This is a genomic window from Massilia sp. P1_C10 (genome assembly GCF_056406475.1).
In genome coordinates this window covers 227,352-247,254 of the sequence record NZ_JBFUAC010000008.1, presented here as the reverse complement: position 1 = coordinate 247,254, position 19,903 = coordinate 227,352, and the positions used below count along the sequence as shown (strand labels likewise).

Genomic DNA, 19,903 nt, shown 5'->3' with positions numbered 1-19,903 from the left:
CCGTCACACCCCGTTCTTCAACAACTATCGCCCACAGTTCTACTTCCGTACCACGGACGTGACTGGTTCGATCGAGTTGCCAGCGGACAAAGAAATGGTCATGCCAGGCGATAACGTGTCGATCACCGTCAAGCTGATCAACCCGATCGCGATGGAAGAAGGCCTGCGCTTCGCAATCCGTGAAGGCGGCCGTACCGTCGGCGCCGGCGTCGTTGCCAAGATCCTGAGCGAAGCCAGCAAGTAATACATTAGCATCGCAGTAAATCAGCCAGGGACCTCGCGGTTCCTGGCTGAGTTTTTGATGTACAATGTCGGTCCCCCATATATTGCCGTGCGATAAGCGCGGTTCGCTCTTTAGAGGAAATATCATGTCCGCACCAAACCAGAAAATCCGTATTCGCCTGAAAGCGTTCGATTACAAGCTGATCGACCAGTCCGCACTGGAAATCGTCGAGACCGCGAAGCGCACCGGCGCCGTTGTCAAAGGCCCGGTTCCACTGCCGACCCGCATCCAGCGTTTTGACGTCCTGCGTTCGCCGCACGTCAACAAGACCTCGCGCGACCAGTTCGAGATCCGCACGCACCAGCGCCTGATGGACATCGTCGACCCAACGGACAAGACCGTTGACGCGCTGATGAAGCTGGACCTGCCAGCTGGTGTTGACGTAGAAATCAAACTGCAATAATTCTTGCAGTGGTGACGCCGGCGCGGTGATCCGCGCGGGCGAGTTGGGGCCGGAGAAGTTCGATGCAAATCGGACGATTCCGGCCCCAATGCCGTTTACGCCGCGTTCATTTGCCGCCATCATGGTCGCAGACAGGGGGGCAGATGCAATTCGATTCCGGGACATACCGCGGTCTGGCGAATGCCGTGCTGACGTTGCACGTCGGCGTCGTGCTGTTTGTCGTCGCGGGCCTGATCCTGACCCTGGTGGGCGGCGCCCTGCGCTGGCGCTGGGTGCGCAATTTCTGGTTCCGCGCGGCGCACCTGGCGGCGATCGCGTACGTCGCGTTGCAATCGTGGTTCGATATCGTTTGCCCGTTGACGACGCTCGAGCAGTGGCTGCGCATGCAGGCCGGGCAGGTCGCCTACGAGGGCGATTTCATCGGCTACTGGTTAGGCAAGCTCCTTTTCTATCAGGGGCCGCCTTGGGTGTTCATTGCCGCGTATTCGATGTTCGGCTTGCTGGTGGTGTGGAGTTGGTTTGCCGTGCGTCCTCGCGCGCGATTACATCGATCGGACACAGAACAGGCGGAAAGTTCCGGCTCGCGCGTTGAGCCGCGTTCAGGATCCAACACCGGTTCAAGATAGGATCGAAGGGTTTGTGGCCAAGTTCAGATAGGCCGCGCCTCCCCAGTCGATTCAGTCAGGCTCCCCGTGAAACCTTTTGGCAAACTGCAGGTCGAATGGGATTGGCGCAAGGCGACTTCCCAACCTTCGAAAACATGGCGTATCGTTAGAGGAAGCGGCGACCGTGTTGGAGGATCCGTTGGCCATATTCACACCTATATGAGCGAGGTTGATTGTTTCGACGACGAAATGCTTCCAGAATATCTGGACTGGAGCGGTGGCGTTCGCGGAAAATACGCAGGGCGGCGGCCCGAGAACCGTATTACTGTGTCGATCGAGGTGAAGCAAATGTCCGATGGCCAGTGGTGCGCGGGCGCGATGCAGTTTCCCGAGGCAACAGGAATTGGTGGCGATGCTAAGAGCGCGCTCCGCAATGCTGAGGCTCTGATCGCCGGGATTGTCGAAGATCGATCCGCACGGGGGGAAATTCCCCCGACCGGATTAAACTTTGCGATCGACTACCGGTAAGAGATCCGCAGCTATCGGCATGCTCGCCGCTCTTTGTCAGGCACTCGCCGCTGTTCGGCTTGTTGGTTCCGATAGCTAGCGACTGTCAATTGTGTTCCTCCACCATTTTACGGCCGGATGTTCTGGAGAAGGACGAACTCGCGCACGCCATTCGGATGCGCCTTCTTCCATGCTTCGAATTCCGCGCGATAGGATTCGCGATACATCAACAGCAGGATCGCCGTTTCCAGCTGGCCTTTTGCTTCAAGCTGGCGCAGTAACTCGAGGCTGGGATCGTCGAACGGGCTGGGCGATTTCTCACGCAATTCCGCGGCGACCTGAAGGGCTCCGCGCAGGGCCGCCAGTTCCGCGCCAAATGGCGAGACGGTCCGATCTTTTTGCGTCATCCCGCCCGCTACCGCCAAGCCGTAAGACAACCAGAAGCCCATGTCGACGCTGTTCGGCTTGTCAGCAAGTTCCTTGGCGATTTGTACATTGGGCGCGCCGGTTTTCGGGTCGAGCACGACGCTCGGCCTGTGCTGCAGCCGCAGCCGGGCCATGACCGCCCCATCGCGGCGCAGAAAACTTTCGAGCTTGTCCCAGTTGGGACGCTGGTTCGGATCGGCCGCAATGCCGCTCAGCAGCGCGTCCTGAGCGTCCCGCGTCTTGCCTTGCGCTGCCAGCGAATCGGACAGGAAGCGCCAGGCCTGGCCGTTCAGCGGCTCGATCGTGGCCGCCTTGCGAAAGCGCGCTTCGGCGTCGGCCCAGCGTTTTTGAAGGTAGTAGCAATCGCCGGCGTAGACCCAGGCGGTGGAATACTGCGGGTCGGCCTGCGCCGCCTGCTCATACTTGGCCAATGCTTCCTCTAGGCGCTTCTGGGCAAACAGGGATTCGCCGGCAGCGGCCAGCGCGGCTGCCTCCTTGTTGGGGAGGTGCAGCGGGGTCGGCGCGTCCTGTTGCTCGACCCGCATGATTTCGTTGGCGGTCGGGTCGGCTTCATTTTTTTTAAGCGCACTGCGCGCGAACGCCAGCGACTGCGCGCGGAACTTGGCGCGCTGGTCGCCCGTGCTGCGATCTGCGAGGTAGCCAAACAGGGCCGCGCTCATCGAGTCCGGCATCGACGACGCCGGATCGGCCTTGGCCGCTTCGCGATAGGTGTCGAACGCCTGCTGCGCCTGACCTTGCCCCAGCAGGCTCTGACCGCGATCGATGAGAGCCTGTCCCGCGGCATTGATGCCCACTGGGTTGGCCAGAGCGCTCAGCGCGAAGGCCGACAAGAGGGCGCAAGCAAGAATTCGAAGTCGCATAGTGTTCAGGTCAAGTGTCGGCGAATTGCCGCGAGGAACAAATACTAACATTGTTTTTTGCTCAACTTGCGGCTTGCCGATCCGATCAAACAACGCGATACTCGGGGCCATGAAAACCATCCTGATCGTCGAAGACGAACTGGCGATCGCCGACAGCATCGCCTACGCCTTGCGCACCGACGGCTTCGTGCCGCACCACGTCAGCTTCGGCGCCGCCGCGCTCGCCGCGATTCGCGCCAGCGGCCCCGATGCGCCCGCGCTGGTCGTGCTCGACGTCGGCCTGCCCGACATGAACGGCTTCGAAGTGTGCCGCCAGCTGCGCCAGTTCTCCAACGTGCCGGTGATTTTCCTGACCGCGCGCAGCGAGGAGATCGACCGCATCGTCGGGCTCGAGATCGGCGCCGACGACTACGTCACCAAGCCGTTCTCGCCGCGCGAGCTGGTGGCGCGCATCCGCGTGGTGTTGCGCCGCCTGGCGCCCCCGGCCGCGCCGCCGGCCGCGGCGCGCTTCGAACTGCGCGCCAGCGAAGCGCGCATCCTGTTCCGCGGCCAGCCGCTCGACCTGACGCGCTACGAATACCTGCTGCTCAAGACCCTGCTCGAGCATCCGGCGCACGTGATGTCGCGCCCGCAGCTGATGGACCGGGTGTGGGACGGCGCGCCCGACACCCTTGAACGCACGGTCGACGCGCACGTCAAGTCGCTGCGCGCCAAGTTGCGCGCGGTCGACGCATCGGTCGACCCGATCCAGACCCATCGCGGCCTCGGTTACAGCCTGGTCGCCGCATGAGGATCGGCCTGCGGATCCTGCTCGGCTACTTCCTGATCGTCGGACTGGCCGCATGGTTCCTGCTGAACGTGTTCGTGCAGGAAGTGCGGCCCGGCGTGCGCGCCACGCTCGAAGACACGATGGTCGATACCGCCAACCTGCTGGCGGTGCTGGTCGCGCCCGAGGTGAAAGAGGGCAGGGTGGACCAGTCCGCGCTGCTCGCGCGCATCCAGGACTACGCGCGCAGCAGCGTCGACCTGAAGATCGACGGTCATCCCAAAACCCATCTCGACTACCGCATCTACCTCACCGACGCGCGCGGCATGGTGCTGTTCGATTCCGAGGGCAAGGCGGTCGGCCAGGACTTCTCGCGCTGGAACGATGTGTTCCTGACCTTGCAGGGCAAGTACGGCGCGCGCAGCACCCGCTCCGATCCGGCCGATGACGCCAGCGCGGTGATGCACGTGGCGGCGCCGGTGCGCGATGGCGGCCGCGTGGTCGGCGTGCTGACCGTGGCCAAGCCGATCTCCACGGTGCAGCCATTCGTCAAGCGCAGCCAGCGCAAGATCCTCCAGCGCGGCACGGTGCTGCTGGTGCTGTCGCTGCTGATCGGGCTGGGTTTCGCCTGGTGGCTCACGCGCGCGCTGGGCAAGCTGACCAACTACGCGTCGCGCGTCGAGACCGGCGCCCGCACGCCGCTGCCGGCGCTTGGCAACAACGAGATCGGCCAGCTCGGACGCGCGCTCGAAGCGATGCGCGCGCGGCTCGACGGCAAGGAGTACGTGGAAGAGCTGATGCACACGCTGGCGCACGAACTGAAAAGCCCGATCGCGGCGATCCAGGGATCGGCCGAGCTGCTGCGCGAGCCGATGGAGGCGGGCCAGCGCGCCCACTTCCTCGACACCATCCTGAACCAGAACGCGCGCCAGAAGCAGCTGATCGAGCGCCTGCTCGCGCTGATCCAGGTCGAACGCCAGCAGCAGCTGGCCGCGCCCGAGCAGGTGGCGCTGCGGCCCTTGCTGGCGCAGGTCGCGGCCGATTGCGAGGCGCGGCTGGCGGCGCGTTCTTTGGCGTTGCACGTGAGCGCGGACGATATCGAGGTGCCCGGCGATGCGCTGCTGCTGCGCCAGGCCATCGGCAACCTGGTCGACAACGCGATCGACTTCTCGCCGGCCGGCGGCGCCATCGCGCTGAAGGCCGCGCTGGATGCAGGCCAGGCGGTCGTGACGGTGCGCGACAGCGGCGTCGGCATCCCCGACTTCGCGCGTGATCGCCTGTTCGAGCGCTTCTACTCGCTGCCGCGACCGGATGGCGCGCGCAGCACGGGGCTTGGGCTGCCTTTCGTGCGCGAGGTCACCAGCCTGCATGGCGGCAGCATCGACGTCGCCGGCGATCCGGCCGGCGGCGCTTGCGCCACCTTGCGCCTTGCTTGCTGACTTCACACGAAACGCATCGTCCCCGCACATTGGTTTTTTAGACTGACTGCTTTCCACCAAGGAGTCGGTCATGCAAAAAACGCTGTTCCTCAAGATATTCACCATCGCCGTGCTGATGCTGGTCATCGGGATTCCCCTGCTGTTCATCCAGGCCGTCATCCGCGAGCGCATGGCGTTCCGCCAGGAGGCGGTGCAGAGCATCGCCGCCGACTCGGTGGGCGCGCAGGCGCTGGTCGGCCCGGTGCTGGTGATTCCCTACACCGACGATTACGAGGAACAGGTCGCGATCGCCAACGATCCGCAGAAGCGCACCGAGACGGTTCGCCACCAGGTCAGCCGGCGCCAGCTGGTGTTCCCCAACCTGCTGCAGATCGGCGGCCGGATCGACACCGACAGCCGCTACCGCGGCATCCACAAGGTGATGGTGTTCAGCGGCCAGCACAGTTTAAACGGCGACTTCGACCTGCCGCTGCTGGCCGACCTGCCGCGTGCCCGGCCGAACTCGCGCCTGTCGCTCGGGCGGCCCTTCGTCGCCGTGTCGATCAGCGACGTGCGCGGCGTGCGCGACACGCCGGCGCTGAGCTGGGGCGGCCAGCGCGTCGAGTTCCGCCAGGGCAGCGGGCTGCTGTCGATGAAGAGCGGCCTGCACGCGGACCTGGCGCCGCTGACGCTGGACCAGCCGGACCGCGTCAAGTTCTCGTTCGACCTCGGCCTGGACGGCATCGAGAGTCAGCAGTTTGCGCCGGTCGGCAAGGATAACCGCGTGACGATGAAATCGAACTGGCCGCATCCACAGTTCGGCGGCAATTTCCTGCCTACGCCGAAGGGCAGGGTGATCGATGCCACCGGCTTCAGCGCCGCATGGAGCGTGTCGTCGCTGTCGAGCGACACCCAGCAGCAGCTTACGCGCGCGGAAGCGTCGCCACCGGCCGACGGCCGCAGCGCCGCCGGCACCATCGACCGCTTCAGCGTCGGTTTCATCGAGCCGGTGAATGTATATACACTCGCCGACCGCGCGACCAAATATGGCCTGCTGTTCGTCGCGCTGACGTTTGCCAGCTTCTTCGTGTTCGAGATCCTCAAGCGGCTGCCGATCCACCCGGTGCAGTATTTGCTGGTCGGGCTGGCGCTGGCGATCTTTTTCCTGCTGCTGGTCAGCCTGTCCGAACACATCGCCTTCGTGACGGCATACTGCGTGGCCAGCGCAGCGTGCACGGGCCTGATCGGCTTCTACCTCGCGTTCGTGCTGCACGACTGGCGCCGCGGGTTCGGCTTCGGCGCCGCGCTCACGGTGCTGTACGGCGCACTGTACGGCCTGCTGATCTCGGAAAACAACGCGTTGGTGCTGGGCAGCATCCTGCTGTTCGCCGTGCTGGCCGCCATGATGGTCGCCACCCGCAAAGTCGACTGGTACCAGGTCGGCAAAGCCGCGCCTGCGTCCACGGACCCAATTCTCTCTTCGTCCGCGGCATAAATGGGAGGGGGTGTCTGGTCCTGCGGACCTGACACCATCTTGGGCCGCGACAACGGCAAAAATGCGAGGGACGAGGGCAGGCCGGCAGGGCAGGACCGCTCGTCCCCCGCCGGTCGGGCGGTTGACGCATCGCCCAAAAGGTTCCCGCACGCACTTTGAGGCGAGTCGACGGGGGAGGGCAAGGCTACGGATAGGATCGTACGGATTGCAGCTTGCGCAATCCACTCCCTCGCTCATCCCGGAAGGCCTCCAATGCAACCATCTGGCAATTCGAAGGTCGAATGGGATACGCGTAAGGCGGCTACCAACCTGCGAAAACATGGCGTATCGTTCAGGGAAGCGGAGTCCGTGTTGGACGATCCGTTGTCCAAGATTTCGCCAGATCACGATCACTCGATGGGCGAAGTCAGATTTCGCGCACTAGGGGCTTCTACTGGAGGGCGTACTCTCGTGGTTATCTGTGCGGAAAGGGGCGAGCAAACCCGGATATTGAGCGCGCGCGTCGCTACGCCGTGGGAACGGAGACGTGGGAACGGAGATTATATGAGCAAGGTTGAACCAATCGAAGATGATATCCGTCCGGAATACCTGGACTGGAGCGATGCCGTCCGCGGCAAATTCGCGGGGAGGCGACCGGCGCATCGCGTGACGGTCGCAATTGAAGTCACCCAGCTACCCGACGGGAGGTGGCGCGCGCGCGCTCCGGAATTTCCGGAGGCCATCGGATACGGCGCCGATGCCGACAGCGCCCTCGACGCAGGCGAAGACCGCATCGCTGAACTGTTCGATGGCCGCGCCGAACGAGGAGAAATCCCACCGACCGGACTGAATTTCGCGATTGATTATCGCTAGCACGTCGCCGGGCAGGCGGAAAATGGGGGTAGGTTCGCCGATCTGACCCCGACGCACGGGATGTTTTGGCAAACAGCCCTTGCGCATCGGCGCGCGGCTTATTACAATGCGTCCCCTCGGGCGGTTAGTTCAGCTGGTTAGAATACTTGGTCGACATCCAAGGGGTCGCAGATTCGAATTCTGCACCGCCCACCAGTTTTCCCGGCGCAGCCATGCGCCGTTCCCCCGGCCGAAAGCCTCTTTTTTCGGCCTGGCAATGCGAATTGCCTCCCGCCAGCACTGGCGTTCTGCGAATAGCAACACCTCGACATACCCCCAACTTAGTTGTTGCGTCAACCCCTTTTGCGCGTTATACTAGCCGGCTTCGGTATGGATTCGTCTTTTTTGAATCTATGCCTTTACTTGGTAGTTAAACAGTCAGCCCCGCCCAATCGCAGGTGGGAATGGAGAAAAAATGAGCCTAGGCCTTCTCGGTCGCAAGGTTGGTATGATGCGCATCTTCACGGATGACGGGGACTCGATCCCAGTTACCGTGCTCGACGTGTCGAACAACCGTGTTGCGCAAATCAAAACTCCTGAAACGGATGGTTACACCGCCGTTCAGGTCGCATTCGGTCAGCGTCGCGCATCCCGCGTGACCAAAGCTGTTGCGGGTCACCACGCCAAAGCTGGCGTCGAAGCCGGTACGATGCTGAAGGAATTCCGCGTCGATGCCGCTAAAGCTGCAGAACTGAAAGCTGGCGACGTCGTCGCCGCCTCGCTGTTCGAAGTCGGTCAGAAGATCGACGTGCAGGGCGTCACGATCGGTAAAGGCTATGCCGGTACCATCAAGCGTCACCACTTCTCGTCGGGTCGCGCAACGCACGGTAACTCGCGTTCGCACAACGTTCCAGGTTCCATCGGTATGGCGCAAGATCCAGGCCGCGTGTTCCCTGGTAAGCGCATGACCGGTCACCTCGGTGACGTCAACCGCACCGTACAGAATCTCGAAATCGCCCGTATCGATGCCGACCGCCAGCTGCTGCTGGTCAAAGGCGCCGTACCAGGTGCGAAAAATGGCCAGGTCGTCGTGTCGCCTGCCATCAAAACCAAAGCACAGAAGGGAGCTTAAACGATGGAACTCAAGCTTCTGAATGAGCAAGGACAAGCAGGTTCGAACGTCGCCGCAGCCGATACCGTTTTCGGCCGTGACTACAACGAAGCCCTGATCCACCAGATCGTCGTCGCCTACGCCGCTAACGCGCGTTCGGGTAACCGCAAGCAGAAAGATCGTGAAGAAGTCCACCACACGACCAAGAAGCCATGGCGTCAAAAAGGCACCGGCCGCGCTCGCGCTGGTATGTCGTCGTCGCCACTGTGGCGCGGCGGTGGTCGCATCTTCCCGAACTCGCCTGACGAGAACTTCACCCACAAGGTGAACAAGAAGATGTATCGCGCAGGTATCTGCTCGATCCTGTCCCAGCTGGCTCGCGAAGAGCGCCTGGTCGTCGTCGAAGGCTTCGCCATCGACGCACCGAAGACCAAGCTGCTGTCGCAAAAGCTGCAGGGCATGGGCCTGGAATCGGTCATGATCATCACCGACACCCTGGAAGAGAACCTGATGCTGGCATCGCGTAACCTGCCGAACGTGCTGGTGGTCGAGCCGCGTCACGCCGATCCGATGTCGCTGGTGTTCTACAAAAAAATCGTGGTCACCAAAGCTGCACTGACCATGATCGAGGAGATGTTCGCATGAGCGCCCCAATCAAATTTAGCGAAGAGCGCCTGATGAAGGTGCTGCAGGCGCCGGTCATTTCCGAGAAGGCCACCATGGTCGCGGAAAAGAACGAGCAGATCGTTTTCCGTGTCCTGCCTGACGCCACCAAGCCTGAAATCAAGGCCGCCGTTGAACTGCTGTTCAAGGTCGAAGTGGAATCGGTGCAGACCGTCAATCGCGAAGGTAAGCAGAAGCGTTCGGGCCGTTTCAACGGTCGTCGCAACCATACCAAGCGTGCTTTCGTGTGCCTGAAGCCTGGCCAGGAAATCAACTTCTCCGAGGAGGCTAAATAATGGCACTCGTAAAGATGAAACCAACCTCGCCAGGCCGTCGCGGCATGGTGAAGGTTGTGAACCCGGACCTGTACAAAGGCCGTCCGTTCGCAGCCCTGGTTGAAAAGAAATCGAAGACTGCCGGCCGTAACAACAACGGTCACATCACCACCCGCCACATCGGCGGTGGTCATAAGCAGCACTATCGCCTGATCGACTTCAAGCGTCAGAAGGATGGTATTCCGGCAAAGGTCGAGCGTATCGAATACGATCCAAACCGCACCGCGAACATCGCCCTGCTGTGCTACGCCGACGGCGAGCGCCAGTACATCATCGCAACCAAGGGCATGGCCGTTGGCGACAGCGTGATGAACGGTTCGGAAGCGCCGATCAAGTCGGGCAACTGCCTGCCGATCCGCAACATCCCGGTCGGTACCGTGATGCACTGTGTCGAAATGCTGCCAGGTAAGGGTGCCCAGATGGCCCGTACCGCCGGCGCCGGCGTCGTGCTGATGGCCCGCGAAGGCACCTACGCCCAGGTCCGCCTGCGCTCGGGTGAAGTGCGCCGTGTCCACATCGAATGCCGTGCAACGGTAGGCGAAGTCGGTAACGCCGAGCACAGCCTGCGCAAGATCGGTAAAGCCGGTGCGATGCGCTGGCGCGGTGTTCGTCCTACCGTTCGCGGTGTGGTCATGAACCCGGTCGATCACCCGCACGGTGGTGGTGAAGGTAAAACCGCAGCTGGTCGTCATCCAGTGTCGCCTTGGGGCCAACAGACGAAGGGTAAGAAGACGCGCCGTAACAAGCGCACGACTTCGATGATCGTCTCGCGCCGCGGCAAGAAATAAGGATAAGACATGACACGTTCATTGAAAAAAGGGCCGTTCATCGACGCCCACCTGGTGAAAAAAGTCGAAGCCGCGCAAGCGAACAAAGACAAGAAGCCAGTCAAAACCTGGTCGCGCCGCTCGACCATCTCGCCAGACTTCATCGGCCTGACGATCGCGGTCCATAACGGCAAGCTGCACGTGCCGGTGTATGTTTCCGAGAACATGGTTGGTCACAAGCTCGGCGAATTCGCACTGACCCGCACGTTCAAGGGCCATGCCGCTGACAAGAAGGCGAAGAAATAATGGAAACCAAAGCTATCCTCAAAGGTGTGCGCCTGTCGGACCAAAAGGGCCGCCTGGTTGCTGATCTGATCCGCGGCAAGAAAGTCGGCGCAGCACTCGACATTCTGCAATTTAGCCCGAAGAAGGGTGCCACCATCATCAAGAAGGTTCTGGAGTCCGCCATCGCGAACGCCGAACACAATGACGGCGCCGACATCGACGAGCTGAAGATCGTTCAGATCTACGTTGAAAAGGGCCCGATCCTGAAGCGCTTCACTGCACGCGCTAAAGGCCGGGGCGATCGTATCTCGAAACAATCCTGTCACATCTACGTGACTGTCGGTAACTAAGGGGTCACGATGGGACAGAAGATTCATCCAACAGGCTTTCGCCTGTCAGTAACCCGTAACTGGGCGTCGCGTTGGTACGCGGGCAATGGTAACTTTGCCCAAATGCTCAACGAAGACCTCGCAGCACGTGCGTTCCTGAAAAAGAAACTGAAGAACGCTTCGGTTGGCCGCATCGTCATCGAGCGTCCTGCCAAGAACGCGCGCTTCACGATCTACAGCTCGCGCCCAGGCGTGGTCATTGGTAAAAAAGGCGAGGACATCGAAGTACTGAAGTCCGCCCTGACCAAGATCATGGGTGTGCCGGTGCACGTCAATATCGAAGAGATCCGCAAGCCGGAAATCGACTCGCAGCTGATCGCCGATTCGATTTCGCAGCAGCTGGAAAAGCGCATCATGTTCCGTCGCGCAATGAAGCGCGCGATGCAAAACGCGATGCGCCTGGGCGCCCTCGGCATCAAGATCATGTCGTCGGGCCGTCTGAACGGTATCGAAATCGCCCGTAAAGAGTGGTATCGCGAAGGCCGCGTGCCTCTGCACACCCTGCGCGCCGATATCGACTACGGTACCAGCGAAGCGTCGACCACCTACGGCATCATCGGTGTCAAGGTGTGGGTCTACAAGGGTGACCGCTCGCCGACCGGCGAAGCACCTGTGATCGACACCCCAGCCGACGAGAAGAAGAGCCGCGGCCCACGCCGTGACGATGGCAAGCCAGCCGGCCGCCCACGTCCAGCAGGTCCAGGTGGCGCCCGTCCATCCACCGGCCCGGTTGTCCGCGCTCGTCCTGCCGTCAAGCTGCCATCCGCAGCGGCTGCAGCACCAGCGGCTGAACCAGCTGAGAAAGCAGGAGAATAACCATGCTGCAACCAGCACGCAGGAAGTATCGTAAAGAGCAGAAAGGCCGTAACACCGGCATTTCGCACACCCGCGGCACCGCTGTGTCGTTCGGTGAGTTCGGTCTGAAGGCAGTTGCCCGCGGCCGTATCACCGCACGCCAGATCGAGGCAGCTCGTCGCGCCATGACCCGTCACATCAAACGTGGCGGCCGTATCTGGATCCGCGTTTTCCCGGACAAGCCGATTTCGAACAAGCCGGCCGAAGTTCGTATGGGTAACGGTAAAGGTAATCCGGAATACTACGTCGCTGAAATCCAGCCAGGCAAAGTCCTGTACGAGATGGACGGCGTCGCAGAGGAACTGGCGCGCGAAGCATTCCGCCTGGCCGCTGCCAAACTGCCGCTGGCGACGACGTTTGTCATCCGCCAAGTCGGTCAATAAAAGGAGTTGGATATGAAAGCAACAGAACTCCGCGGCAAAGACCAGGACGCTCTCCAGAAAGAGCTGAATGAGTTGTTGAAGGCCCAGTTCGGCATGCGCATGCAAATCGCTACGCAACAGCTGAGCAACACTTCCCAGCTCAAGAAGGTACGCCGCGATATCGCGCGTGTGAAGACGGTAATGAACTCGAAGGATGCCAAATGACCGAAACTACTAAAGTCGCGCTGAAGCGCACGCTGGTTGGCAAGGTCGTGTCGGACAAGATGGACAAGACTGTCACCGTCCTGATCGAGCGTCACGTCAAGCACCCGCTGTACGGCAAGATCATCATGCGCTCGAACAAGTATCACGCGCATGACGAGACCAACTCGGTCAAGATGGGTGACACCGTCGAGATCCAGGAAGGTCGCCCGATCTCCAAGACCAAAGCTTGGACGGTTACCAAGGTTGTGCAAGCAGCACCGGTAATCTAACAGCTTGTGGGACGGACCTGGCTCGCCAGGTCGGTCCTCAACTGACTAGCAGTAACCAGTCCGGGCCGTTGTACCAGTGGTACGACGGCCCGGCTGACAATTTAGTTCTTGCGGGCCCGCCGGTGTTATGCGATACTAGCGGGCTTCGTTCATGTGTTGCCGCAAAAATTAGTCACCCCGGTGGCTGCGGTCCGAGACGAAAGTTTTTGGAAAGTCCATCACCCAATCAGTTGCTCCAGCAGGGGCCTCTGGCGGGACCAAGACTGACCGCAGGCCCACGTTGTGGGGATTCTTCGGCTTAAGTTGGGAAAGAGAATACTATGATTCAAACTGAAAGCCGGCTCGAAGTGGCCGACAATACCGGTGCCAAAGAAGTCATGTGCATCAAGGTATTGGGCGGTTCCAAGCGCCGTTATGCTGGCATTGGCGACGTGATCAAGGTAACCATCAAGGTTGCTGCGCCACGCGGCCGTGTCAAAAAAGGTGAAATTTATAACGCTGTGGTTGTGCGTACCGCTAAAGGTGTGCGCCGCCAAGACGGCTCCCTGGTGAAGTTCGACGGCAACGCTGCCGTACTGCTCAACGCCAAGCTGGAACCGATCGGTACGCGTATTTTTGGACCAGTCACGCGCGAACTGCGCACTGAAAAGTTCATGAAGATCGTGTCCCTGGCACCTGAAGTTCTGTAAGGAGTCGTAATGGATAAGATTCGTAAAAACGACGAAGTCATCGTTCTGACCGGTAAAGACAAGGGCAAACGTGGTGTTGTGCAGCAGCGTGTAGACGCTGAGCACGTCATCGTGGAAGGCGTCAACGTCGCTAAAAAAGCGACCAAGCCGAACCCAATGACCGGTGTACAGGGCGGTATCGTCGATAAGACTATGCCGATTCACATTTCCAACGTGGCGTTGTTCAATGCCGCGACTGGCAAGGCTGACCGTGTGGGCTTCAAGACCGTGGACGACAAAAAAGTTCGCGTGTTCATGTCCTCCGGCGAAGTAGTGAAGGTTTAATCATGGCCCGTCTTCAAGATTTTTATAAAGAAAAGGTCGTCGCCGACCTGACCGAGAAGTTCGGTTACAAATCGGTGATGCAAGTGCCACGCCTGACCAAGATCACCCTGAACATGGGCCTTGGCGAAGCGATCGCTGACAAGAAGATCATCGAGCACGCGACCGGCGACCTGACCAAGATTGCTGGCCAAAAGCCAGTGACCACCAAGGCTCGCAAGGCTATCGCAGGTTTCAAGATCCGCGAAGGCTATCCGATCGGCACGATGGTGACCCTGCGCGGCGCCCGTATGTACGAATTCCTCGATCGTTTCATCACCGTGGCCCTGCCGCGCGTGCGTGACTTCCGTGGCGTCAACGGCCGTTCGTTCGATGGTCGTGGTAACTACAACATCGGTGTCAAGGAACAGATCATTTTCCCTGAGATCGAGTACGACAAGATCGATGCGCTGCGTGGTATGAACATCAGTATCACCACCACCGCCAAGACCGACGACGAAGCGAAAGCTCTGCTCGCCGCCTTCAAATTCCCGTTCAGAAACTGAGATCATGGCAAAACTAGCACTGATTAACCGCGAACAGAAGCGTGCAGACCTGGTGGAGAAATTCGCCGCAAAGCGTGCCGCTCTGAAAGCCATCATCGACGACCAGTCGAAGACGGAAGAAGAACGTTATGAAGCCCGTCTGAAGTTGCAGGCTCTGCCGCGCAACTCGGCCCCGACCCGCCAGCGTAACCGCTGCGCGATTACCGGCCGACCACGTGGCACATTCCGTAAATTCGGTCTGGCACGTATCAAGCTCCGTGAATTCGCCATGCGTGGTGAGATTCCGGGTATGACTAAAGCAAGCTGGTAATAGGAGAATATGCAATGAGTATGAGCGATCCTATCGCCGATATGCTGACCCGCATTCGCAACGCCCAGGGCGTACAAAAAACGACCGTGGCAATGCCGTCGTCGAAAGTCAAGGTGGCGATTGCCAACGTCCTCAAGGACGAGGGTTACATTGAAGATTTCGCTGTCACCGAAGCCGGTGGCAAGTCGGAACTGAAAATCGGTTTGAAGTATTACGCTGGCCGTCCGGTCATCGAGCGCCTCGACCGCGTGTCCCGTCCGGGCCTGCGCGTCTACAAAGGCAAAGATGACATCCCTAGCGTCATGAATGGCTTGGGCGTGGCGATCGTGTCGACTCCGCAAGGCGTCATGACCGATCGCAAAGCGCGCGCTACCGGTGTCGGTGGCGAAGTTATTTGCTACGTGGCTTAAGGAGTCAACGATGTCTCGAGTAGCTAAGATGCCGATCACTGTCCCAGCTGGCGCCGAAGTGGCGATCACTGCACAGTCGATCACGGTAAAAGGTCCGTTGGGTACGCTGGTTCAGCCCCTGAACGGCCTGGTAAAGGTAGAAAACAACAACGGCACCCTGTCGTTCGACATCGTCGACGACAGCCGCGAGTCGAATGCGATGTCGGGCACCTTGCGCGCCCTGGTCAACAATATGGTGACCGGCGTAACCAAGGGCTTCGAGAAGAAGCTGACCCTGGTCGGCGTGGGCTACAAAGCCCAGGCCGCCGGCGACAAGCTGAACCTGTCGCTCGGTTTCTCGCATCCGGTCGCGCATGCGATGCCAGCTGGCGTCACTGCAACGACCCCGACCCCGACCGAAATCCTGATCAAGGGTATCGATCGTCAGCAGGTCGGCCAGGTTGCCGCTGAAGTGCGTGCTTACCGCTCCCCTGAGCCTTACAAGGGCAAGGGCGTCCGTTATGCGGACGAAGTGGTTAAGCTTAAAGAAACCAAGAAGAAATAATAGGGCTGACCATGGACAAGAAAGAATCACGTCTGCGTCGTGGACGCCAGACCCGCATCAAAATTGCGGAGATGAAAGTAAATCGCCTGTCGGTACATCGTACCAACCTGCACATTTACGCCAACCTGATCAGCCCGGACGCAAAGATCCTGGTTTCGGCCTCGACCGCCGAAGCCGAAGTGCGCGCCGAACTGGCAGGCAAGTCCGGCAAGGGTGGCAATGCCGCCGCTGCCGCACTGGTCGGCAAGCGCGTCGCCGAAAAGGCACTGAAAGCAGGGATTACCGAAGTTGCGTTCGACCGCTCCGGTTTCCGTTACCACGGCCGTGTGAAGGCGTTGGCTGAAGCCGCGCGTGAAGCCGGTCTGAAGTTCTAAGGATAATCATCATGGCAAAAATGCAAGCTAAAATGCAAAGCGACAAGCCGGATGATGGCATGCGCGAAAAAATGATCGCGATCAACCGCGTGACCAAAGTGGTCAAGGGTGGTCGTATCATGGGTTTCGCCGCATTGACCGTCGTCGGTGACGGCGATGGCCGCATCGGCATGGGCAAGGGCAAGTCGAAGGAAGTACCGGTCGGTGTGCAGAAGGCAATGGAAGAAGCCCGTCGCAACCTGATCAAGGTGCCTCTCAAGAACGGTACCCTGCACCACACCGTTACCGGCCGTCACGGCGCATCGAAAGTAATGATGATGCCTGCCAAGCCTGGTACCGGCGTGATCGCCGGCGGCGCAATGCGCGCTATCTTCGAAGTAATGGGCGTGACCGATGTCGTGGCGAAATCCACCGGCTCGTCGAACCCTTACAATCTGGTCCGCGCCACCCTCGACGGTCTGTCGAAGATGAGCACGGCTTCCGACATCGCCGCCAAGCGCGGCAAGTCGGTTGAAGACATCCTGGCTTAAGGTGAACGACATGGCAGAAGCTAAAAAAACCGTCAAGGTTCAGTTGGTCATGGGCCTGATCGGCACGCGCGAATCGCATCGTGCGACCGTGCGCGGCCTGGGCCTGCGTCGCGTCAACTCGGTTTCCGAGCTGGAAGACACCCCTTCGGTGCGCGGCATGATCAACAAAGTCTCGTACCTCGTTAAAGTTGTCTCGTAAGCCTTCGGGCTTACGAACGGAGAAAACAATGGAATTGAATACAATTCAGCCAGCCGAAGGCGCCAAGCACTACAAGCGTCGCGTCGGCCGTGGTATCGGCTCCGGCCTGGGCAAGACCTCGGGTCGCGGCCACAAGGGTCAGAAGTCGCGTTCGGGCGGTTTCCACAAAGTCGGCTTCGAAGGCGGTCAGATGCCTCTGCAGCGCCGTCTGCCCAAGCGCGGTTTCAAGTCGCTCAATGCAACCTTCAAAGCTGAAGTGCGCCTGTCGGACCTGAACAACCTGCCTGTCGGCGACATCGACATCCTGGTGCTCAAGCAAGCCGGCATCCTGCAAGTCCTGGCACGCGACGTTCGCGTGATCCTGTCCGGCGAAGTCACCAAGGCGGTGAACCTCAAAGGCTTGAAAGTGACTGCGGGCGCGAAAGCGGCCATCGAAGCAGCTGGCGGCTCGGTAGCCTGAGTTGGCTAACGGCTTGATCGGAGCAAAAATTGGCGACTAATTCACAACTTGGTAAGAGTGCGGCAGCCGGATTCCCTTGGGGTCGGCTCTGGTTTTTGCTTGGCGCGTTGGTCGTGTACCGCATCGGTGCGCACATTCCGGTCCCCGGAATTGACCCGGTCCAGCTGGCAGCACTGTTCAAGCAGAACGAAGGCGGCATCCTGGGCATGTTCAACATGTTCTCGGGCGGCGCCTTGTCCCGCTTTACCGTGTTTGCACTCGGCATCATGCCTTACATCTCGGCCTCGATCATCATGCAGCTGGTGTCGATCGTGTCGCCGCAGATGGAAGCACTGAAAAAGGAAGGCGAAGCAGGACGCCGCAAGATCACCCAGTACACCCGGTATTTCACGGTGGCGCTGGCGCTGTTCCAGGCATTCGGCATTGCCGTCGCGTTGGAGTCGCAGCAGGGACTGGTGCTCGATCCGGGCATGGCGTTCCGCTTCGTCACCGTCGTGACCCTGCTGACCGGCACGATGTTCCTGATGTGGCTGGGTGAGCAGATCACCGAGCGCGGCCTGGGCAACGGTATTTCGATCATCATTTTTGCCGGTATCGCAGCCGGTCTGCCGTCGGCGCTGAGTGGACTGTTCACTCTGATCTCGAACGGTTCGATCAGCAGCTTTGCAGCGATCTTCATCATCGTGCTCGTGGCACTGGTGACGTACTTCGTGGTATTCGTCGAACGCGGCCAGCGCAAGATCCTGGTCAACTATGCGAAGCGCCAGGTTGGCAACAAGGTATATGGCGGTCAGACTAGCCACTTGCCCTTGAAGCTGAACATGGCCGGCGTGATCCCGCCGATCTTCGCGTCGTCGATCATCCTGTTCCCGGCTACGATCGTGGACTGGTTCACCAAGGGCAAGGATACCAGCACCCCGGTGATCGGTTTCCTGAAAGACCTGGCGGCATCGATGGGGCCTGGTGAGCCTATCCATGCGCTGCTGTATGCGGTGGCAATCGTGTTTTTCTGTTTCTTCTATACGGCGCTGGTATTCAACAGCAAGGAAACGGCGGACAACTTGAAGAAGAGCGGCGCTTTTGTCCCGGGGATTCGTCCTGGCGACCAGACGGCCCGCTACATCGACAAGATCCTGATGCGATTGACTCTGGCCGGCGCGGTGTACATCACCCTGGTGTGTTTGTTGCCGGAATTTATGCAAGCCCAATGGAAGGTACCGTTCTACTTCGGTGGTACTTCCCTGTTGATTATTGTGGTTGTCACCATGGATTTCATGGCTCAAGTACAAAACTACGTCATGTCGCAGCAATATGAATCACTGCTGCGCAAGGCAAATTTCAAGGGCGGCATTCCGACGCGATAAGCGCCCAGGAAGACACAGCGAATGGCAAAAGACGACGTCATACAAATGCAGGGCGAGATTCTAGAGAATCTCCCCAACGCGACATTTCGAGTAAAGCTGGAAAACGGCCACGTGGTGCTCGGCCACATTTCGGGTAAAATGCGGATGAATTACATTCGCATTCTTCCCGGCGACAAAGTCACGGTGGAGCTCACGCCCTACGACTTGAGCCGGGCCCGGATTGTGTTCCGTACCAAGTAAAAATTTAGAAATCGAACCATCCAAAGAGAGTGCAATCATGAAAGTTCTCGCATCAGTCAAGCGGATCTGCCGCAACTGCAAGATCATCAAGCGCAAAGGCGTTGTCCGCGTAATCTGCGTGGAACCGCGTCACAAACAGCGTCAAGGTTAATTTAACGTTATTTATTGAGGAATAACGAATGGCACGTATTGCAGGGGTTAATATCCCAAATCATCAGCACACTGTTATCGGCCTGACGGCGATCTACGGTGTTGGCCGTCCGCGTTCGCAGAAAATCTGCGACGCCACGGGTGTTGCGACCAATAAAAAGGTCAAGGACCTGGACGATAACGAACTCGAGAAGCTGCGCGACGAAGTCGCCAAGTTTGTCGTTGAAGGCGATCTGCGCCGTGAGCTGTCCATGAACATCAAGCGTTTGATGGATCTGGGCTGCTACCGTGGCATGCGTCACCGTAAAGGCCTGCCGGTGCGCGGTCAGCGTACCCGCACCAATGCCCGTACCCGCAAAGGTCCGCGCAAGGCCGCACAATCGCTCAAGAAATAATAGGAAACGACAATGGCTAAGCAACAAAGCAGCGCCGCAGCAGCACGCGTCCGCAAAAAAGTTAAGAAAAACGTTGCCGAGGGCATCGCCCACGTGCACGCTTCCTTCAACAACACCATCATCACGATCACCGACCGCCAGGGCAATGCCCTGTCGTGGGCGACCTCGGGTGGCGCTGGCTTCAAGGGTTCGCGTAAATCGACCCCGTTTGCAGCGCAGGTTGCAGCCGAAGCAGCTGGTAAAGTTGCTGTCGAGTGCGGCGTCAAGAATCTGGAAGTTCGTATCAAGGGCCCAGGCCCAGGCCGTGAATCGGCTGTGCGCGCTCTGAACAACCTGGGTATCAAGATCACCGAAATCCAGGACGTGACGCCAGTACCGCACAACGGTTGCCGTCCGCCGAAGCGTCGTCGTATCTAATACGCGTCAGCTTCACGAAAAGATCGCCGGTGCAGGGCCCGAATAGGGTATACTGCCCGGCTGTCGTCGCCTGCGGCGT

Annotated in this window: 34 protein-coding genes, 1 tRNA gene and 1 pseudogene; 35 read left to right on the top strand and 1 reads right to left on the bottom strand. The window is 59.8% G+C overall.

Annotated features, from left to right (window positions below; translation table 11 throughout):
* The 4 genes from AC1D02_RS18125 to AC1D02_RS18110 form a co-directional block, all read left to right on the top strand.
* On the top strand, positions 1 to 244 hold a 244-nt coding region (locus tag AC1D02_RS18125), incomplete at its 5' end, for an EF-Tu C-terminal domain-related protein (RefSeq protein ID WP_477319369.1).
* A gap of 124 nt (positions 245 to 368) precedes the next feature.
* Positions 369 to 686 (top strand): 30S ribosomal protein S10, encoded by a 318-nt coding sequence (gene rpsJ, locus AC1D02_RS18120; protein ID WP_010394389.1) that lies wholly within the window; start codon positions 369 to 371, stop codon positions 684 to 686.
* A 143-nt stretch (positions 687 to 829) separates the two neighbouring features.
* The gene (locus tag AC1D02_RS18115; RefSeq protein ID WP_477319366.1) at positions 830 to 1,312 is read left to right on the top strand and encodes a DUF2784 domain-containing protein; all 483 of its coding nucleotides are present in this window, start codon (positions 830 to 832) and stop codon (positions 1,310 to 1,312) included.
* 66 nt (positions 1,313 to 1,378) lie between these two features.
* On the top strand, positions 1,379 to 1,819 hold the full coding sequence (locus AC1D02_RS18110; RefSeq protein ID WP_477319364.1) for a hypothetical protein: 441 nt from the start codon (positions 1,379 to 1,381) through the stop codon (positions 1,817 to 1,819).
* Positions 1,820 to 1,926: 107 nt separating this feature from the next.
* Here the strand turns inward: AC1D02_RS18110 and AC1D02_RS18105 are convergent, their stop codons facing one another.
* A complete protein-coding gene (locus tag AC1D02_RS18105; RefSeq protein WP_477319362.1) occupies positions 1,927 to 3,216 on the bottom strand; it encodes a tetratricopeptide repeat protein in 1,290 nt (429 codons plus the stop codon).
* On the opposite strand from AC1D02_RS18105, the gene creB reads away from it, so the two are divergent.
* The 31 genes and pseudogenes from creB (at position 3,215) to rpsK (ending at position 19,824) form a co-directional block, all read left to right on the top strand.
* Positions 3,215 to 3,895 (top strand): two-component system response regulator CreB, encoded by a 681-nt coding sequence (gene creB, locus AC1D02_RS18100; protein WP_477319360.1) that lies wholly within the window; start codon positions 3,215 to 3,217, stop codon positions 3,893 to 3,895. The two genes, AC1D02_RS18105 and creB, sit on opposite strands and share 2 nt — an antisense overlap.
* On the top strand, positions 3,892 to 5,310 hold the full coding sequence (creC, locus tag AC1D02_RS18095) for a two-component system sensor histidine kinase CreC (RefSeq protein WP_477319358.1): 1,419 nt from the start codon (positions 3,892 to 3,894) through the stop codon (positions 5,308 to 5,310). The genes creB and creC overlap by 4 nt, the downstream gene beginning before the upstream one ends.
* 70 nt (positions 5,311 to 5,380) lie before the next feature.
* Positions 5,381 to 6,784, top strand: coding sequence for a cell envelope integrity protein CreD (creD, locus tag AC1D02_RS18090; protein ID WP_477319356.1), 1,404 nt, complete (start codon positions 5,381 to 5,383; stop codon positions 6,782 to 6,784).
* A gap of 252 nt (positions 6,785 to 7,036) precedes the next feature.
* A pseudogene (locus tag AC1D02_RS18085) lies at positions 7,037 to 7,285 on the top strand (BrnT family toxin); the annotation flags it as partial.
* A gap of 42 nt (positions 7,286 to 7,327) precedes the next feature.
* Complete coding sequence (locus tag AC1D02_RS18080) at positions 7,328 to 7,636, top strand: hypothetical protein (protein ID WP_477319396.1); 309 nt, start codon at positions 7,328 to 7,330, stop codon at positions 7,634 to 7,636.
* Positions 7,637 to 7,754: 118 nt separating this feature from the next.
* Positions 7,755 to 7,831 (top strand) — tRNA-Val (locus AC1D02_RS18075).
* Between the two features lie 259 nt (positions 7,832 to 8,090).
* On the top strand, positions 8,091 to 8,747 hold the full coding sequence (gene rplC / locus AC1D02_RS18070) for a 50S ribosomal protein L3 (RefSeq protein ID WP_477319354.1): 657 nt from the start codon (positions 8,091 to 8,093) through the stop codon (positions 8,745 to 8,747).
* 3 nt (positions 8,748 to 8,750) lie between these two features.
* Positions 8,751 to 9,371 (top strand): 50S ribosomal protein L4, encoded by a 621-nt coding sequence (gene rplD / locus AC1D02_RS18065; RefSeq protein ID WP_477319352.1) that lies wholly within the window; start codon positions 8,751 to 8,753, stop codon positions 9,369 to 9,371.
* Positions 9,368 to 9,685 carry a 50S ribosomal protein L23 gene (gene rplW, locus AC1D02_RS18060; RefSeq protein ID WP_305507716.1) on the top strand — a complete coding sequence of 106 codons (318 nt, stop codon included), beginning with the start codon at positions 9,368 to 9,370 and terminating at the stop codon, positions 9,683 to 9,685. Before rplD ends, rplW begins: the two co-directional genes overlap by 4 nt.
* Positions 9,685 to 10,512: a 50S ribosomal protein L2 gene (gene rplB, locus AC1D02_RS18055; RefSeq protein WP_099789543.1), complete on the top strand. Its 828-nt coding sequence runs from the start codon at positions 9,685 to 9,687 to the stop codon at positions 10,510 to 10,512. Before rplW ends, rplB begins: the two co-directional genes overlap by 1 nt.
* 9 nt (positions 10,513 to 10,521) lie before the next feature.
* Positions 10,522 to 10,797 (top strand): 30S ribosomal protein S19, encoded by a 276-nt coding sequence (gene rpsS, locus AC1D02_RS18050; RefSeq protein WP_119811777.1) that lies wholly within the window; start codon positions 10,522 to 10,524, stop codon positions 10,795 to 10,797.
* Positions 10,794 to 11,126: a 50S ribosomal protein L22 gene (gene rplV, locus AC1D02_RS18045; protein ID WP_180279404.1), complete on the top strand. Its 333-nt coding sequence runs from the start codon at positions 10,794 to 10,796 to the stop codon at positions 11,124 to 11,126. Before rpsS ends, rplV begins: the two co-directional genes overlap by 4 nt.
* A 9-nt stretch (positions 11,127 to 11,135) precedes the next feature.
* Positions 11,136 to 11,981, top strand: a complete 846-nt coding sequence (rpsC, locus tag AC1D02_RS18040) for a 30S ribosomal protein S3 (protein ID WP_477319349.1) — start codon at positions 11,136 to 11,138, stop codon at positions 11,979 to 11,981.
* A gap of 2 nt (positions 11,982 to 11,983) precedes the next feature.
* A complete protein-coding gene (gene rplP / locus AC1D02_RS18035; protein WP_477319347.1) occupies positions 11,984 to 12,403 on the top strand; it encodes a 50S ribosomal protein L16 in 420 nt (139 codons plus the stop codon).
* A gap of 12 nt (positions 12,404 to 12,415) precedes the next feature.
* Positions 12,416 to 12,607: a 50S ribosomal protein L29 gene (gene rpmC / locus AC1D02_RS18030; protein WP_223464557.1), complete on the top strand. Its 192-nt coding sequence runs from the start codon at positions 12,416 to 12,418 to the stop codon at positions 12,605 to 12,607.
* Positions 12,604 to 12,876: a 30S ribosomal protein S17 gene (rpsQ, locus tag AC1D02_RS18025; RefSeq protein WP_099789557.1), complete on the top strand. Its 273-nt coding sequence runs from the start codon at positions 12,604 to 12,606 to the stop codon at positions 12,874 to 12,876. Before rpmC ends, rpsQ begins: the two co-directional genes overlap by 4 nt.
* 320 nt (positions 12,877 to 13,196) lie before the next feature.
* Entirely contained in the window at positions 13,197 to 13,565 is a 369-nt protein-coding gene (gene rplN / locus AC1D02_RS18020) for a 50S ribosomal protein L14 (protein ID WP_099789560.1), read from the top strand.
* A 9-nt stretch (positions 13,566 to 13,574) separates the two neighbouring features.
* Positions 13,575 to 13,889 (top strand): 50S ribosomal protein L24, encoded by a 315-nt coding sequence (gene rplX, locus AC1D02_RS18015; protein WP_477319344.1) that lies wholly within the window; start codon positions 13,575 to 13,577, stop codon positions 13,887 to 13,889.
* 2 nt (positions 13,890 to 13,891) lie between these two features.
* Complete coding sequence (rplE, locus tag AC1D02_RS18010; RefSeq protein ID WP_305507733.1) at positions 13,892 to 14,431, top strand: 50S ribosomal protein L5; 540 nt, start codon at positions 13,892 to 13,894, stop codon at positions 14,429 to 14,431.
* A 4-nt stretch (positions 14,432 to 14,435) separates the two neighbouring features.
* A complete protein-coding gene (rpsN, locus tag AC1D02_RS18005) occupies positions 14,436 to 14,741 on the top strand; it encodes a 30S ribosomal protein S14 (protein WP_305507735.1) in 306 nt (101 codons plus the stop codon).
* 14 nt (positions 14,742 to 14,755) lie between these two features.
* Positions 14,756 to 15,151, top strand: a complete 396-nt coding sequence (rpsH, locus tag AC1D02_RS18000) for a 30S ribosomal protein S8 (RefSeq protein ID WP_477319341.1) — start codon at positions 14,756 to 14,758, stop codon at positions 15,149 to 15,151.
* A gap of 10 nt (positions 15,152 to 15,161) precedes the next feature.
* On the top strand, positions 15,162 to 15,695 hold the full coding sequence (gene rplF, locus AC1D02_RS17995) for a 50S ribosomal protein L6 (protein WP_305507739.1): 534 nt from the start codon (positions 15,162 to 15,164) through the stop codon (positions 15,693 to 15,695).
* Between the two features lie 11 nt (positions 15,696 to 15,706).
* Positions 15,707 to 16,069 (top strand): 50S ribosomal protein L18, encoded by a 363-nt coding sequence (gene rplR / locus AC1D02_RS17990; protein WP_099916724.1) that lies wholly within the window; start codon positions 15,707 to 15,709, stop codon positions 16,067 to 16,069.
* An 11-nt stretch (positions 16,070 to 16,080) separates the two neighbouring features.
* A complete protein-coding gene (rpsE, locus tag AC1D02_RS17985; RefSeq protein WP_054265836.1) occupies positions 16,081 to 16,599 on the top strand; it encodes a 30S ribosomal protein S5 in 519 nt (172 codons plus the stop codon).
* A 10-nt stretch (positions 16,600 to 16,609) separates the two neighbouring features.
* Complete coding sequence (gene rpmD, locus AC1D02_RS17980) at positions 16,610 to 16,798, top strand: 50S ribosomal protein L30 (protein ID WP_305507743.1); 189 nt, start codon at positions 16,610 to 16,612, stop codon at positions 16,796 to 16,798.
* Positions 16,799 to 16,826: 28 nt separating this feature from the next.
* A complete protein-coding gene (rplO, locus tag AC1D02_RS17975) occupies positions 16,827 to 17,258 on the top strand; it encodes a 50S ribosomal protein L15 (RefSeq protein WP_477319337.1) in 432 nt (143 codons plus the stop codon).
* A 29-nt stretch (positions 17,259 to 17,287) separates the two neighbouring features.
* The gene (secY, locus tag AC1D02_RS17970; protein ID WP_477319335.1) at positions 17,288 to 18,622 is read left to right on the top strand and encodes a preprotein translocase subunit SecY; all 1,335 of its coding nucleotides are present in this window, start codon (positions 17,288 to 17,290) and stop codon (positions 18,620 to 18,622) included.
* A 21-nt stretch (positions 18,623 to 18,643) separates the two neighbouring features.
* A complete protein-coding gene (infA, locus tag AC1D02_RS17965; protein WP_005663428.1) occupies positions 18,644 to 18,862 on the top strand; it encodes a translation initiation factor IF-1 in 219 nt (72 codons plus the stop codon).
* A 37-nt stretch (positions 18,863 to 18,899) separates the two neighbouring features.
* Complete coding sequence (gene rpmJ / locus AC1D02_RS17960; protein ID WP_010394471.1) at positions 18,900 to 19,013, top strand: 50S ribosomal protein L36; 114 nt, start codon at positions 18,900 to 18,902, stop codon at positions 19,011 to 19,013.
* A 28-nt stretch (positions 19,014 to 19,041) separates the two neighbouring features.
* Positions 19,042 to 19,407 (top strand): 30S ribosomal protein S13, encoded by a 366-nt coding sequence (gene rpsM, locus AC1D02_RS17955; RefSeq protein WP_426115698.1) that lies wholly within the window; start codon positions 19,042 to 19,044, stop codon positions 19,405 to 19,407.
* Between the two features lie 12 nt (positions 19,408 to 19,419).
* Positions 19,420 to 19,824 (top strand): 30S ribosomal protein S11, encoded by a 405-nt coding sequence (rpsK, locus tag AC1D02_RS17950; protein WP_008444339.1) that lies wholly within the window; start codon positions 19,420 to 19,422, stop codon positions 19,822 to 19,824.
* Positions 19,825 to 19,903 lie beyond the last annotated feature (79 nt).